Annotated in this window: 12 protein-coding genes; 8 read left to right on the top strand and 4 right to left on the bottom strand. The window is 73.3% G+C overall.

Translation table 11 applies throughout. From position 1 onward, the window contains the following. The first annotated feature begins 147 nt into the window (after positions 1-147). Positions 148-1,989: a dihydroxy-acid dehydratase gene (gene ilvD, locus ACTWQC_RS12830; protein ID WP_443315749.1), complete on the top strand. Its 1,842-nt coding sequence runs from the start codon at positions 148-150 to the stop codon at positions 1,987-1,989. 158 nt (positions 1,990-2,147) lie between these two features. On the opposite strand, the gene ACTWQC_RS12835 is transcribed toward ilvD, so the two are convergent. The 3 genes from ACTWQC_RS12835 to ACTWQC_RS12845 form a co-directional block, all read right to left on the bottom strand. Next, the gene (locus ACTWQC_RS12835; RefSeq protein WP_443315750.1) at positions 2,148-2,723 is read right to left on the bottom strand and encodes a TetR/AcrR family transcriptional regulator; all 576 of its coding nucleotides are present in this window, start codon (positions 2,721-2,723) and stop codon (positions 2,148-2,150) included. A gap of 47 nt (positions 2,724-2,770) precedes the next feature. Beyond that, entirely contained in the window at positions 2,771-3,133 is a 363-nt protein-coding gene (locus ACTWQC_RS12840) for a DUF1304 domain-containing protein (RefSeq protein WP_443315751.1), read from the bottom strand. A gap of 157 nt (positions 3,134-3,290) precedes the next feature. After that, positions 3,291-5,966, bottom strand: coding sequence for a protein kinase domain-containing protein (locus tag ACTWQC_RS12845; RefSeq protein ID WP_443315752.1), 2,676 nt, complete (start codon positions 5,964-5,966; stop codon positions 3,291-3,293). A gap of 129 nt (positions 5,967-6,095) precedes the next feature. On the opposite strand from ACTWQC_RS12845, the gene ACTWQC_RS12850 reads away from it, so the two are divergent. From ACTWQC_RS12850 to ACTWQC_RS12870, 5 genes are all read left to right on the top strand, one after another. Continuing rightward, the gene (locus ACTWQC_RS12850) at positions 6,096-6,449 is read left to right on the top strand and encodes an SH3 domain-containing protein (RefSeq protein ID WP_443315753.1); all 354 of its coding nucleotides are present in this window, start codon (positions 6,096-6,098) and stop codon (positions 6,447-6,449) included. 79 nt (positions 6,450-6,528) lie between these two features. Continuing rightward, the gene (locus tag ACTWQC_RS12855) at positions 6,529-7,065 is read left to right on the top strand and encodes a hypothetical protein (RefSeq protein WP_443315754.1); all 537 of its coding nucleotides are present in this window, start codon (positions 6,529-6,531) and stop codon (positions 7,063-7,065) included. 296 nt (positions 7,066-7,361) lie between these two features. Next, positions 7,362-8,189 carry a class I SAM-dependent methyltransferase gene (locus ACTWQC_RS12860; RefSeq protein WP_443315755.1) on the top strand — a complete coding sequence of 276 codons (828 nt, stop codon included), beginning with the start codon at positions 7,362-7,364 and terminating at the stop codon, positions 8,187-8,189. 58 nt (positions 8,190-8,247) lie between these two features. Continuing rightward, positions 8,248-9,150, top strand: coding sequence for an RNA polymerase sigma factor SigJ (gene sigJ / locus ACTWQC_RS12865; protein WP_443315756.1), 903 nt, complete (start codon positions 8,248-8,250; stop codon positions 9,148-9,150). A 101-nt stretch (positions 9,151-9,251) separates the two neighbouring features. Further along, the gene (locus tag ACTWQC_RS12870; RefSeq protein WP_443315757.1) at positions 9,252-10,382 is read left to right on the top strand and encodes an NAD(P)/FAD-dependent oxidoreductase; all 1,131 of its coding nucleotides are present in this window, start codon (positions 9,252-9,254) and stop codon (positions 10,380-10,382) included. A 94-nt stretch (positions 10,383-10,476) separates the two neighbouring features. Here the strand turns inward: ACTWQC_RS12870 and ACTWQC_RS12875 are convergent, their stop codons facing one another. Beyond that, positions 10,477-11,832, bottom strand: a complete 1,356-nt coding sequence (locus ACTWQC_RS12875; RefSeq protein ID WP_443315758.1) for a M1 family metallopeptidase — start codon at positions 11,830-11,832, stop codon at positions 10,477-10,479. Positions 11,833-12,112: 280 nt separating this feature from the next. On the opposite strand from ACTWQC_RS12875, the gene ACTWQC_RS12880 reads away from it, so the two are divergent. Beyond that, complete coding sequence (locus tag ACTWQC_RS12880; protein ID WP_443315759.1) at positions 12,113-12,982, top strand: ABC transporter ATP-binding protein; 870 nt, start codon at positions 12,113-12,115, stop codon at positions 12,980-12,982. Then, a complete protein-coding gene (locus tag ACTWQC_RS12885; protein ID WP_443315760.1) occupies positions 12,979-13,716 on the top strand; it encodes an ABC transporter permease in 738 nt (245 codons plus the stop codon). The genes ACTWQC_RS12880 and ACTWQC_RS12885 overlap by 4 nt, the downstream gene beginning before the upstream one ends. Positions 13,717-14,162: the final 446 nt, after the last annotated feature.

Below are 14,162 nucleotides of genomic sequence, written 5' to 3' on the forward strand. Positions count from 1 at the left end.
AAGAGGTTCAAAGAGGGGCGGAAGGCGCCTCGACGGAGCCCGCCCGAAGGGCGGCCCGCCGATTCCGGAATTCGGACAGACTGTCCAGATCTTGGAGCTGAGGCGTAGGCTCGAAGGACCATTCACATCACGAGGGAGTGGAGCCCAATGCCCGAGCTGAGGTCCCGCACCGTTACCCATGGCCGCAACATGGCGGGGGCTCGCGCCCTGCTCAGGGCCGCTGGCGTAGAGCGCGAGGACTTCGGCAAGCCGATCATCGCGGTGGCCAACAGCTTCACCGAGTTCGTGCCGGGCCACACCCACCTCCAGCCGGTCGGCCGGATCGTCTCCGATGCGGTCAAGGCCGCAGGCGGCATCCCGCGCGAGTTCAACACCATCGCGGTCGACGACGGCATCGCCATGGGCCACGGCGGGATGCTCTACTCGCTGCCCTCCCGCGATCTGATCGCGGACTCCGTCGAGTACATGACCGAGGCGCACTGCGCCGACGCCCTGATCTGCATCTCCAACTGCGACAAGATCACCCCGGGCATGCTGATGGCCGCCATGCGCCTCAACATTCCGGCCGTCTTCGTCTCCGGCGGCCCGATGGAGGCCGGCAAGGCGACCCTCGTCAACGGCACGGTCCGCACCGGCCTCGACCTGATCAGCGCCATGTCCGACGCGGTCAGCGAGTCCGTCTCCGACGAGGACCTGGCCCGTATCGAAGAGGCCGCGTGCCCGACCTGCGGCTCCTGCTCCGGCATGTTCACCGCCAACTCGATGAACTGCCTCACCGAGGCGATCGGCCTCTCCCTCCCCGGCAACGGCTCGGTCCTCGCCACGCACACCGCGCGCAAGGAGCTGTACGAGGCCGCGGGCCGCACCGTCGTCGAGGTCACCCGGCGCTACTACGAGCAGGACGACGAGACCGTCCTGCCACGCTCCGTCGGCACCCGCGCCGCCTTCGAGAACGCCATGGCCCTCGACATCGCGATGGGCGGCTCCACCAACACGATCCTGCACCTGCTCGCGGCCGCCCAGGAGGCCGGGCTCGACTTCACCATGCAGGACATCGACGCCCTGTCCCGGCGCCTGCCCTGCCTGTCCAAGGTCGCGCCCAACGGCACGTACCACATGGAGGACGTGCACCGGGCCGGCGGCATCCCCGCCATCCTCGGCGAGCTCTACCGCGCGGGCCTGCTCCGCGAGGACGTGCACACCGTTCACAGCCCCTCGCTCGCCGACTGGCTGAAGCAGTGGGACATCCGCGGCGGCTCCCCCTCGGCCGAGGCCGTCGAACTCTTCCACGCCGCGCCCGGATGCCGCCGCTCGGCCGAGGCCTTCTCCCAGTCCGAGCGCTGGGAGTCCCTCGACACCGACGCCGCGGGCGGCTGCATCCGCGACGTCGAGCACGCGTACTCCAAGGAGGGCGGCCTCGCCATCCTCTACGGCAACCTGGCCGAGGACGGCTGCGTGGTGAAGACCGCGGGTGTCGACGAGTCGATCTGGACCTTCGAGGGCCCGGCCGTCGTCGTCGAGTCCCAGGAGGAGGCCGTCGAGGCGATCCTCTCCAAGCGGGTCAAGGAGGGCGACGTGGTCGTCGTCCGCTACGAGGGCCCCAAGGGCGGCCCCGGCATGCAGGAGATGCTCTACCCGACCTCCTTCCTCAAGGGCCGCGGCCTGGGCAAGAAGTGCGCCCTGATCACCGATGGCCGCTTCTCGGGCGGCACGTCCGGCCTGTCCCTGGGCCACGCCTCGCCCGAGGCGGCGTCCGGCGGCACGATCGCGCTCGTCGAGGACGGCGACACGATCCGGATCGACATCCCGAACCGCGCGATCGAGCTGAAGGTCTCCGACGAGGAACTGGCGGCGCGGCGCGAGGCGTTGGGCGGCGTGTACGCGCCGAAGAACCGCGACCGCAAGGTCTCGCAGGCGCTTCGGGCGTACGCGGCGATGGCGACCAGCGCGGACAAGGGCGCGGTGCGGGACGTCAGCAAACTGGGCTGATGCTCCGGCGATTGAGCCAGTGAGCCAGTGAGCCAGTGAGCGATCGGGTGGCGGGCCTGCGGGCCGCCACCCGATCGCTGTCCTGTGTGTGGCGCGCTGCTGGGGCGTAGCGCGCGGGCCCGTCCGGAAGTCCCGTACGACTGCGACTTCGTTGCCCTCTACCGGGTCCAGGCCTGGTGGATGGCGAGCAGGAGCTGCCAGACCTGGCGGGCGATGGCCTGCGGGTCCGCGTCGATCAAGCCGTGCAGCCAGTCGGCGAGGACGCCGGTGAAGGCCGTGGCCACGGCGGAGGCGGCGAGGGCGGCATGGGGCGCGCCCGTCCGTTCCCGTTCTCTCAAGGACCGCTCGCGCAGCTCCTGATGGAGCAGTTCGCCGAGCGGGCCGCTGCCGCCGGGCCGCAGCAGGGTGCGGTAGAGGTCGCGGCGGTCGGCCGCGGTGGCGAAGAATTCGGTGAGTGCCCGGGGCGGCCGCGTGGGGGCCGCCGCCGGGACGGTGGCGCCGCGTTGCCAGGCGTGGAGCGCGTCCACGGCGTTGCGTACGACCTCGGCGCAGGCGTCGGTCGCGAGGGCCTGCATGTCGTCGTAGTGCAGGTAGAAGGTGGCCCGGCCGATACCCGCCCGGCGGGCCAGGGCGGAGACGCTGACCTTCTCCAGCGGGCGGGTGGCGCATTCGGCCAGCAGGGCTTCTCGTAGGCGTGCCCTGGTGCGGACGGTGCGTGGATCCTCTGCGGACATGGCGGCGGTCAACGGGCGGTCAACAGGCGGTCGGCGGGCGCCGGCCGTCACCCGGCGAGCAGGACGGCGGCGAGCGCGAGCGCGCCGGGCAGGGCCTGGGCGATCAGGATGCGGCGGTTGGCGGTGGCCGCTCCGTAGACGCCCGCGATCACCACGCAGCCCAGGAAGAAGACCTGCGCGCGGAAGCCGGTCGGATCACCGGCGGCGAGCCCCCAGACGAGGCCCGCGGCCAGAAACCCGTTGTAGAGCCCCTGGTTGGCCGCCAGCGGCGCGGTGGCCCTCGCCGTCCCTGCGTCCATCCCGGAGAGCCGCAGCCCAGGCGCGCGCTGCCACAGGAACATCTCCAGCACCAGGAAGTACGCGTGGAGTGCGGCCACGACGCCGACCAGGACCTGCGCGACCGTTTGCATGGTTCGGATCCCCTTGAATGACCTGACGTGACGTGACGTGACGTGACGTGACGTCACGTCCCCCGACTTCCTGGACAACTGTACAGGAAGTCGGGGGACGCTCAGGTCGCCGGGTCTCCATGCCGGCCCGGGTACGCGGCCGGGGCGCGGCCCGCCGTCACCAGTGGCCGGGCCTGCTGCCGTCCACCGCGAAGACCGTGCCGTCCGGCGCCGCGCCGAAGACCCTTCCGCCCGCCACGACCGGCGCGGGCACCGCGGCCGCGTAACCGCGGTTCTCCGGGTTCATGCGGGGCGGCGTCTGCCCGGCGAGCACGCCGCGGCGGGCGTCGATGGCCAGCAACCGGCCGTCGGCGGCGGTGAAGTAGAGCCGGTCGGCCGTCGCCGCGAGCTGCGAGGCGTTGCTGACCGAGGTCTCCATCCGCCAGAGCTCGGCGCGCTCGGGGTCCGCGGCCGGGGCACTGCGGAGGGTGTCGACGGCCATCAACGTGCCGCCGTGGGCGAGCAGATGGACCGTGTCGCCGTGCACGCCCGTCGTCACCGAGTCCAGCGGCACCGCCAGCGGTACGCGCCGCTCGCGGCGGCTGCCCGGGTCGTAGCGGACGACGGCGTCGGTGCGCTGCTGGAGGTCGGAGGAGGTGAGCAGGAGCGACTTGCCGTTGGCCGCGGTCCCCACCGGCGTGAGGTAGCCGGTCAGCGTGCGCTGCCAGCGGGTGTCGCCCGTGGCCGGGTCGATGGCGGTCACGAAGGTGTGCGAGCCGTCGTCCGACGTCGCCGTGCCGTACGCGGTCTGCACCTTCCCGTTTCCGTCACCGTCGCGGCCGCCGCCGCCCTTCCTGTACGCGGTGAACACCGGCAGGCCCCGCCCGGCGTACGGCCGCCGCCAGCGCTCCTCGCCCGTCGCGCCGCGCAGCGCGCGGACCGTGCCGTCACCGGAGACCAGCAGCACCGTGTCGCCCGCGTGATAGACGCGGCCTTCGTACGCCGAGACGTCCTTGCTCCAGCGGGTTGCGCCGCTCGCCGGGTCCAGGGCCTCGAGGCGGGCGCCGCCGCCGGACGAGACGGACATGACGTGGAGCAGTCCGCCGCAGAACACCGGCGGCTCGGGGGCGGCTTCCTCCGCGGCGGACTCCTCCGCGGACGCCTTGGCGGCGGCGTCCCGCGACCAGACCTCCCGGCCGGTCGCGGAATCGAACCGGGCGGCCTTCACACCGCGGGCGGTGCAGTACAGCGACCCGCCAGCGTACGGCGCGTACGAGCAGACGGGCGCGGTGCGACCGGACCGCGCAGCGCCCGCCGCGGCCACGGTGGTCCGCCACGGGTGGGACGGGGAGGTGGGCGCGGTCGCGGCGCTGCGCGTCGTGGCGGCCATGGGCCGCTCCCCGTCCGTCTGCCGTACGGCGACGGCCACACCAGCTCCGAGCAGCACGGCGGCAGCCGCCCCCAGGGCCACCCACCGAACCCGCCGCCGTCGCCGGGCAGCCATTGCGGTGGCCTGGCCCGGGCCGGACAGGATCGGCTTGTGCACGGCGGGGCCGTCCGTGCCTCCTGCGGCTGGGGCAAGGTCGCTGGCGTTCTTCGGGGTCGCTGTGGTGGCTCGGCCGCCGGACCGGGCCGTTGTGCGAGGCGCGGGCCCTTCCGGCTCTTCCGGCTCTTCCGGCTCGTCCCGGTGGGCGCCCGTGCCGCGGGCGATCTCCGGCAGCGCGGCTTCGTCCGGCGTAGCCCGCAAGGACTGATGAGCCGCGGTGCTGTTGTCCGGCTCCCACGCGGCCTCAGCAGCGAAGGGCGATCCCTGCTCATGAACTTCGGGCCACTCCGGGCTCATTGGGGCCGGATGGCCGACGGCATCGGCGGTGACCCCACCGGTCCCGGCCGGCGAGTATCGCCGCTGCGCGGGCACGCGCGCGTGCCCGCGCGCGGCGGCAGCCGGCCCCGGGCCGCCGACCGAGCCTGTGCCGCCCGCCGCGGTGTCGGCCGCGCCCGGGCCGCCCCCCGCGGCATCACCGTCCTCCGCCATCGCCCGCAGCATGGCCATGAGCGCGTCCGGCGTCGGCCGGTCCGCCGGGTCCTTGGCCAGACAGGCGCGGATCATCGGAACCAGGTCTTCGGCGACGTCCGCCAAGTCCGCCTCGTCGTGGACGACTTGGTACGCCACGATGTACGGGCTCTCCGAGTCGAAGGGCCCCCGTCCCGTCGCCGCGTGCACCAGCACAGAACCCAGCGCGAAGATGTCCGCCGCGGGCCCCACCGAGCGCGGTCGCTGGAACTGCTCCGGCGCCATGAAGGGCGGTGTGCCGATCAGCTTCCCCGTCTCCGTCCGGAGATTGCTGTCCGACGGCCGGGAGATCCCGAAGTCGATGACTTTCGGGCCGTCTTCGGCCAGCAGCACGTTGCCCGGCTTCAGATCGCGGTGCACGACACCGGCCCGGTGGATGTCGCGCAGCGCCTCCGCGAGCCCGGCCGCGAGCCGCCGCACCTCCGGCGACGCCAGCGGGCCGTTCCGCTTCACGTGGTCGGCGAGCGTGGGGCCGGGAATGAAGAGGGTGGCCATCCAGGGCCGTACGGCGTCGGGGTCCGCGTCGACGACCGGCGCGGTGAAGGCCCCGCTCACCCGCCGGGCCGCGGCCACCTCCTGCCGGAAGCGCGCGCGGAACTCGTCGTCCGCGGCGAAGTCCGCGTGGACCACCTTCACCGCGAGTCGCAGCCCGGACGCGGAGCGGGCGAGGTGGACGACGCCCATGCCGCCGGAGCCCAGGCGTGCCTCGAGCCGGTACTGCCCGGCGTATTCCGGATCCTCCGCTTCCGGGCCCGTCCCGGCACTGCGCAGCGGCGGCATCGCCCACCCCCGTGTATTCGGCCGCAGTTGCGACTTTCAGGAGCCTAGTCGATGACGCGTACGGGACAGGCAGGGCTTGCTAGCCTCCGCATGTCGTCCAAAACTTCAAAAAACGGGGGAGGGGCCGTTATGGCCACGGAAGAGGTTCTGGCGAAGACGGTGGGGATCGGGGAGCCGGCGGAGACGGCGGAGAGACCCGCCACGACGGCCGTCGAGGTGACCGCCGCGCCCGACCAGGTCACGTACCCGGTCGCGCCCGGCTACCGCCTGAACGTCCGCAGCGGACCCAGCACCAGCAGCCGCCTGGTGAGGGTGCTGCCGTACGGCGCGCGCGTGCCGATCCACTGCCAGCGCCCTGGCGAGACGGTCAGCGGCCCGTACGGCACGACGCGGATCTGGGACAAGATCGGCCGCGGGGAGTACGTATCGGACGCCTACGTGAAGACGGGCAGCGACGGTTACGTCGCCCCGCGCTGCTCCTGATTGCCTACGCCCCGGGGCCGGGGGGCGCTGCCTGTGCCCCGGCCCGGAGGCGTTCCGCGTCCGGGCGATAATCGTCGGCATGAGTGACGCGCAGCAGCCCGCAGGACCCCGGCCGGAACCGCTCCGGTTCTTCGGCACGACATGGGTGAACCACGACGGGAACTACGGGTTGCGGCGCGCCGGAGTCGCCGCGGGCTCGCTGCTCGCGGCCGCGGCGGGGGCGTTTCTGCTGCTTTTCGGCTACCAGGGTCTGGCCATCGCCGCCGTCAGCGGCTTCGTCAGCATGCTGGTGATCGTGATGTTCGCGGCGTGCAGCGCGCTCGCCTTCCGCCGCACGTGGGAGGGCTTCACGCGGCGCGCGGAACCGGGGGACGCCTCCGTGGAGCGGTCGATGCAGAGCCTCCGGATGGTCGGCTTCATCGGCGTGCTGCTCGCCTGGTTCCTGCGCAGCCTGGTCGAGGCCCCGGGCGAGAAGCTCCACCGCGCCGAGTACGAGCGCGAGCGCACCCTCTACGAGCGCCGCCGCGCCACGCGCGCAGGCAACCCGGCCGCCCGTGCGGCGGCCACCAACAGCCCTTCGACCAGCCCTGCGACGAAGAGGCGCAAGCGCCGCTGACGCTCGCACGCCGACCCGTACGCCGACCCGTACGCATGTCCGGGCGTTGTCAGTGGAGGTACGAGTGGTTCAGCCGCACTCCCGAGCGACTGCGTCTCGCCCAACGGCCAGGTCACTGCTGCGCTGACGGCCAGGCGCGGCCGCGCGGGCCGGGGCGGCGGTCGCGGCCGTGCGGGCGGGGTCGGCGGGCGAGGACCGCGGGCGCACGACGTGCCGGTCCGGACCGCGCGCCGGTCGGCAACGCACCGCACCGGACGCGGTCTTGACCGGGCTCGCCGCCCCGGCAGGATGTCCGCATGACCTCCCCGCCGGAGCCACCAGCCCGCAGTCTGCCCGGGAGTCCGCAGAACACCCACCCCCTCCACGCGCTCTCCTTCGACGCCGTCGCCGCCCAGTACGCCGCCGCCCGCCCCGGTTACCCACCGCGTCTCTTCGACACCGTCGAGCTGTTGGCCGGGCGGCCCCTCGCCGGGGCCGACGTGGTCGATGTCGGGGCGGGCACCGGGATCGCCACCCGGCTGCTGCGCGGGCGCGGCGCCCGTGTGACCGCCGTCGAGCCCGGAGCCGCCATGGCCGCGCAGCTGCACGCCGCCCTGCCCGACGTCCCGCTCATCCGCGGGGACGGCAACGACCTGCCGCTCACGGACGAGAGCGCCGATCTCGTCACGTACGCCCAGTCCTGGCACTGGACCGACCCCGTCCGCTCCGTACCCGAGGCGCTGCGTGTGCTCCGCCCCGGCGGGGCCCTCGTCGTGTGGTGGAACGTGCCCGACCCGGACGTGCCGTGGGCCGCCGAGCAGGAGGCCCGGCTCGCCCGCCGGCTGCCCGGCTACCACGCGAAGGACGTGGCCCCGCACGCCGACGCGATCATCGAAGGTCTCGGCCTCGGCATCCGCCCGGTCCGCACCCGCCTGCACTGGACGCGCAAGGTCTCCCTCGGCACCCACCTCGCGATGCTCGGCAGCCGCTCGCATCTCATCGTCATCGGCCCCGAGCACGCCGGCCCCGTCCTCCAGGACGAGCGGGCGGAGCTGCTCCGCCTCTTCCCCGACGGCATCGTCGAGGAGGCGTACGCGGTCGACGTCACTGTCACACTCCGCCCGGCTGCTTCGTCCTCCTCGTAGGCCCTGATAGGCCCTGCGAAAACATGCGAGGACATACGAGGAGAGGCAGGCGGCGCCCATGGCGGAGCTGAGCGCGTTCGAGGAGCACCGAGGCCGCCTGTGGGGCGTCGCCTACCGGATCACCGGGTCCGTCGCCGACGCAGACGACGCCGTCCAGGAAGCCTGGCTGCGCTGGCAGGCGCTGCCCGACGGCGAGGCCGCCGACCCCCGCGCGTACCTCACCACCGTCGTCAGCCGCATCTGCTACGACCAGCTCGGCTCGGCCCGCTCCCGGCGCGAGACCTACGTCGGGCCCTGGCTCCCCGAGCCCGTCGTCGCCGCCTCCGCCGACGACGCCGAGGCGCTCGTGCTCGACCCGCAGGACCGGGTGACGCTCGACGAGTCCGTCAGCATGGCCCTGCTCACGGTCCTCGAGCGGCTCACCCCCGCCGAGCGCACGGCCTTCGTCCTGCACGACGTCTTCGCCGTGCCGTTCCCCGAGATCGCCGAAGTCGTCGGCCGCACCCCCGAGTCCGTACGGCAGCTGGCCTCGCGCGCCCGCAAGCACGTACGGGCCGGGGTCCCGCGCCGGGCGGTGGACCGCACTGAGCACCGGAGGGCGGTCGAGGCGTTCCTCGCGGCCGTGGCGGGCGGGGAGTTCGACGGGCTGTTGAAGATCCTCGACCCCGGGGTCGTCTGGCGCTCCGACGGCGGCGGCAAGGTCACCGCGGCCCGCGTGCCGGTGGTCGGCGACGAGAAGGTGGCCCGCTTCGTACAGCGCCTGGCGCGCGGTTTCGACCCGGCCCGGATGGCCGTGCTCGTACGGGACGTCAACGGCGCGCCGGGACTCGTCTTCGTCGACCCGGTGGGCGAGCAGGCCGCGGTCTTCGCCTTCACCGTCGCCGAGAACGGGCTGATCGCCGGGATCGACGCGGTCCTCAACCCGGACAAGCTCCGCCACCTCGACCTGGACGCGCTGTGACGGAGGTCGATGGGACCGAGGTCGCTGTGACCGAGGTCATCGTCACACCCTGAGCCGCCGCGTCGTCCCCGTGGTGACAACCGCTCATCCGAGGAGGAGACATGGCGAGGCGCAGGCACACCCGGCACACCCGTCACCAGCAGCAGGTCGTGGTCCTCGGCGCCGGTTACGCGGGCCTGATGGCCGCACTCCGGCTGGCCGCACACCACGACGTCACGCTCATCGACCCGAGCGACCGCTTCACCGAGCGCGTACGGCTGCACGAACTCGCCGCGGGCCGGCCCGAGGTGACCCACCCGCTCGCCGGATTTCTGGACGGCACCGGTGTCACCCACATCACCGCGCGCGCCACGGACATCGACACCGCCGCCCGCTCCGTCCGTACGGACGACGGCCGCAGCGTTCCGTACGACCGGCTCGTCTACGCGCTGGGCAGCCGCACCGACACCCGCGGCGGGGTCCTCGGCACCGGCAGCCGCGCCTACACCACCGAGTCCGCGGAGGCGCTGCGCAAGCGGCTGCTCGACGGGCCCGGCTCGCTCGCGATCGTCGGCGGCGGCCTGACCGGCATCGAGCTGGCCGCCGAACTCGCCGAGTCCTGCCAGGACTGGGAAGTGCGGCTGCTGACGTCCGGCCAACTGGGCGCCGGGCTCTCGGGAAAGGGCCGCGGCCATGTCGTCGGGGCCCTCCACGCGCGCGGGGTCCGGATCGAGGAGGGTCACCGGGTCGGCTCCGCGGACGAGGTGGACGCCGACGCCGTGCTCTGGGCCGCCTCCATGACCGCCACGACCGACCTGGCGGCCCGCGCCGGGCTGGCCGTCGACGGGAGCGGGCGGGTGCTGGTCGACGCGGTGCTGCGCTCGGTCTCGCACCCCGAGATCTACGCGGCCGGGGACGCCGCCGCGTCCTTCTCGCCCGCCGCCGGGCCGCTCCGCATGGCTTGTGCGACCGCGATGCCCACGGGCGCGCACGCGGCCGCCGCGATCACGGCAGAGGCGCGCGGCGAGGAGCCGCGGCCGCTGCGCTTCGGATTCGTGTCGCAGGGCGTGAGCCTCGGTCGGGGAGACGGGCTGATCCAGCTCGTACGGCCGGACGACTCGCCGCGCGAGCGGGCCCTCACCGGCCGCCCGGCGGCCCGGGTCAAGGAACAGGTGGTCCGCTCGACGATCCGCCTCCTCCACCTGGCGGCCCGCCACCCGTCGGCCCTCCGCCTGGTCCCCGGCATCCGCTGACCTGACGCGGCCGGGCCTGATCTGGCCTGCCCTGATGTGTCCTGGCCTGGCTCCCGAAGCCGTGAACTGACTCCCGAAGCCGTGAAGGAGAGCGCTAATTGAGCGGCGCTCGGCTGGGCCGCCCGTCCTTGTAGAGCCAGGCGTCGAACAGCTCGTCCAGGTCGTGCCCCGTCCGCTCCTCGCAGTAGGCGATGAAGTCGCCCGTATCGGCATTGCGGTGCCGGTACTCGGCGGGCCACCCCTTGAGGATCCGGAAGAAGGCCCGGTCCCCGACCGCGCGCCGCAGCTGGTGCAGCGCCATCGCGCCGCGGTCGTAGACCGGGTCGCCCGAGAGGTTCTCGGCGCGGCCCGGGTCGCCCGGCGGGAAGGCCCACAACTCCTCGTCCTCGTCCGTCGCGTAGAGGTCGTCGAAGGTCGTCTGCGCCGAGTCCCCGCCGTGCTGCTCCTCCCAGAGCCACTCCGCGTACGACGCGAAGCCCTCGTTGAGCCACATGTCCCGCCAGGTCCTCGGCGTCACGGAGTTGCCGAACCACTGGTGCGCCAGCTCGTGCAGTACCGTCGAGTGGTCCGGCGCGCCGGGGAACAACGGCTTCGTCTGGACCTCCAGCGCGTAGTCGACGTCCTTCGGCCGGTGGTCGACGATCGAGCCCGAGGAGGAGAAGGGGTACGGCCCGAAGAGACCCGCTTCCCACTCCAGGATCTCCCCGATCCCGGCCAGCGGCTTCCGGCTCTTCCCGGTCTCGCGCGGGTCCACGGCGACCAGCAGCGGCAGCCCGCTCGCCGTCTCCGACCGGCTCACCTCGAACTTCCCGATGGTGGCGGTGGCGAGATAACTCGCCAGCGGCTCGGCGCTGTGCCAGCTGAAGGTGGTGCGGCCGTCCTGCGTCCGCTCGTCGCGCAGCTCGCCGTTCGAGAGGGCGGTCCAGCCCCGCGGGACGGTGATCTCGACGTCATAGGCGGCCTTGTCGCCGGGGTGGTTGTTGCCCGGGAACCAGGTCATGGCCCCGGCGGGCTCGCCGACCACGTACGCCCCGTCGTCCGTCGGCACCCAGCCCTCGGTCGAGCCGTCGGGGTCGGTGAGGGTGCGGGGGCGGCCGCCGTACGCGACGGTCGTACGGAACGTGGCGCCCTTCCCGACGGTGCGGTCCGGCCGGAGGATCAGCTTGTTCCCTTCGCGCCGCGCCTCCGCCTTCCGCCCGTCGACGGACACGCTCCTGACGGCCGGGCCTGCGAGGTCGAGGCTGAAGCTGCGCAGCGCGTGGGTGGCTCGGGCGGTGACCACGGCGGTGGCGTCGAGACGGCGGCTGTGCACGTCGTAGTCGAGCCGCAGCGCGTAGCGGTCTACGTCGTACCCGCCGTTCCCGAGCCGTGGGAACAGCGGATCCCCGGCCCCGTGCGCCCCCGCCCTGCCGCCGTCACCACCGTCTCCGCCGGCCGTGCACGACGCCACGGCCGACAGCAGTACGGCGGCGAGAGCGGCGGGCAGCAGGCCGCGGGCGCGGGGCGTGGGCGCGCGCTGGGGCGGGGGAGCGGAGGAGCCACAGCGCAGACCCTACGGGCCTCCGGACGTACGGGGCCTACGGCTTACGGACGTCCGGGCCTACGGGCGTCCGGGCCTACGGACGTTCGGGGCCTACCGGAAGTTCGGGGCCTACGGACGCCCGGTGCCGCCATTCCGCGCCGGGCAGCGCCCTTGACTCCCCCGGCCCGCCGGGACCATTATTCAACGCATGATGAATAAATCCGCTGGGCGCGTCGCCGGACGCGCCGGTACGGGTGCCGCCGGGGGTGCCTTCCGGGGGGACCCCGGATGTGCCGAGTCCGCCGTCCGGGCCCGCGGCCTCAGCGTCGTACGCGGTGGCCGCACCGTCCTCGACGACCTCGACTTCGACATCCCGTATGGCCAGGTCATCGGGCTTCTCGGGCCGAGCGGCTGCGGCAAGTCGACGCTCATGCGCGCCCTCGTCGGAACCCAGGCCAAGGTCACCGGCACGCTCGACGTCCTCGGCCGCCCGGCCGGTTCGCCCCCGTTGCGCTCCCTCGTGGGCTACGTCACCCAGGACCCGTCCGTCTACGACGACCTGACGGCCCGCCAGAACCTCGACTACTACGCCGCGATCCTCGACCCCCGGCTCAGCCGCACGGACCGGCTCGCCCAGGTCGACCGCGCCCTCGGGGAGGTCGACCTCACCGACCACGCCGACGCCCTCGCCGGGAACCTGTCCGGGGGCCAGCGCTCCCGCGTCTCCCTCGCGGTGGCCCTGCTCGGCGCCCCGGAGCTGCTCGTACTCGACGAGCCGACGGTCGGGCTCGACCCCGTACTCCGCCGGGACCTGTGGAACCTCTTCCACCGCCTCGCGGGAGAGCGCGGCACCACGCTCCTCGTCTCCTCGCATGTCATGGACGAGGCCGAGCGCTGCCAGCGGCTGCTGCTCATGCGGGCAGGCCGGATCCTCGCCGACGACACACCGGAGGTGCTGCGGGAGCGTACGGCCAGCGACACCGTCGAGGGCGCCTTCCTGCACCTCGTCGACGCCGCGAAGCAGGGGGACGCGGCGCATCGGAAAGCTGCTACGAAGCAGGAGGAAGCGGCCCGATGAACGCCACCCGGACTCTGGCCACGGCCCGCCGCGTGCTGCGCCAGCTCAGCCACGACCGACGCACGATCGCGCTGCTCCTGTTCGTGCCGTGCCTGCTGCTGGTCCTGCTGTACTTCGTCTTCGACGCCAGCCCGAGCTCCTTCGACAGCATTGGCGCCTCGCTGCTCGGCATCTTCCCGATGGTGACGATGTTCCTGGTCACCTCGATCGCCACGCTGCGCGAGCGCACCTCGGGCACGCTGGAACGGCTGCTCTCGATGCCGCTGGGCAAGCCTGACCTGATCCTCGGGTACGCCCTGGCCTTCGGCGTGCTGGCCATCGCCCAGGCCGCCCTCGCCACCGGCCTCGCACTCTGGGCACTGGACCTCGACTTCGCGGGCTCCCCGTGGCTCCTGCTCCTCGTCGCGCTACTGGACGCGCTGCTCGGCACGGCACTCGGGCTCTTCGTCTCGGCCTTCGCGGCATCCGAGTTCCAGGCGGTGCAGTTCATGCCGGCGGTGATCTTCCCGCAGATCCTGCTGTGCGGGCTCTTCGCGCCGCGCGACACGATGCAGCCGGTGCTGGAGGCGATCTCGAACGTGCTGCCCATGTCGTACGCGGTCGACGGCATGAACGAGGTGCTGCAGCACACCTCGGTCTCCGACGACTTCATCCGCGACGCCATCATCGTCGCCGCGAGCGCCCTCCTGGTCCTCACCCTGGGCGCCGCCACCCTCCGCCGCCGCACGCCCTAACACCGCCACGCGCCACCGCGCTGCCGCGCTGCCGCACGGTGCGGCACTGCCCCCCTCGCCCCGACGCCACGACGCGTCAGCGCGGTGCCGCACGGTGCGGCATTACACGATGCAACGCCGCGATGCGTCAGGGCGGCGCGGCTCTGCCCGAAGGGCGGAACGCCGCGAGCGTCGGGGAGGTGCCGCACGGGCGCGGCACCTTCGCACTGCGTGCCCCCGCCCCGGCGCTTCGCGCGGCTTCCCACCCGCCCGCCCTTTCAAGGGCGGGCGGGTGGGAAGACCGCGCCGAAGGCGCGGTGCCCGCGGTGCCCGCGGTGCCCGCGGTGCGTTTTGCGTGCGGTGCTTGCGATGCGTGCGGTGCATGCTGTGCGGTGCCGGTGCGATGCGTGCGGTGCTTGCGGCGATGTTTTGTGTGCGGTGCCTGCGGTGCCCGGCCCGGGCAACCC

It is taken from the genome of Streptomyces sp. 8N616 (assembly GCF_052246385.1).
GTDB lineage: Bacteria > Actinomycetota > Actinomycetes > Streptomycetales > Streptomycetaceae > Streptomyces.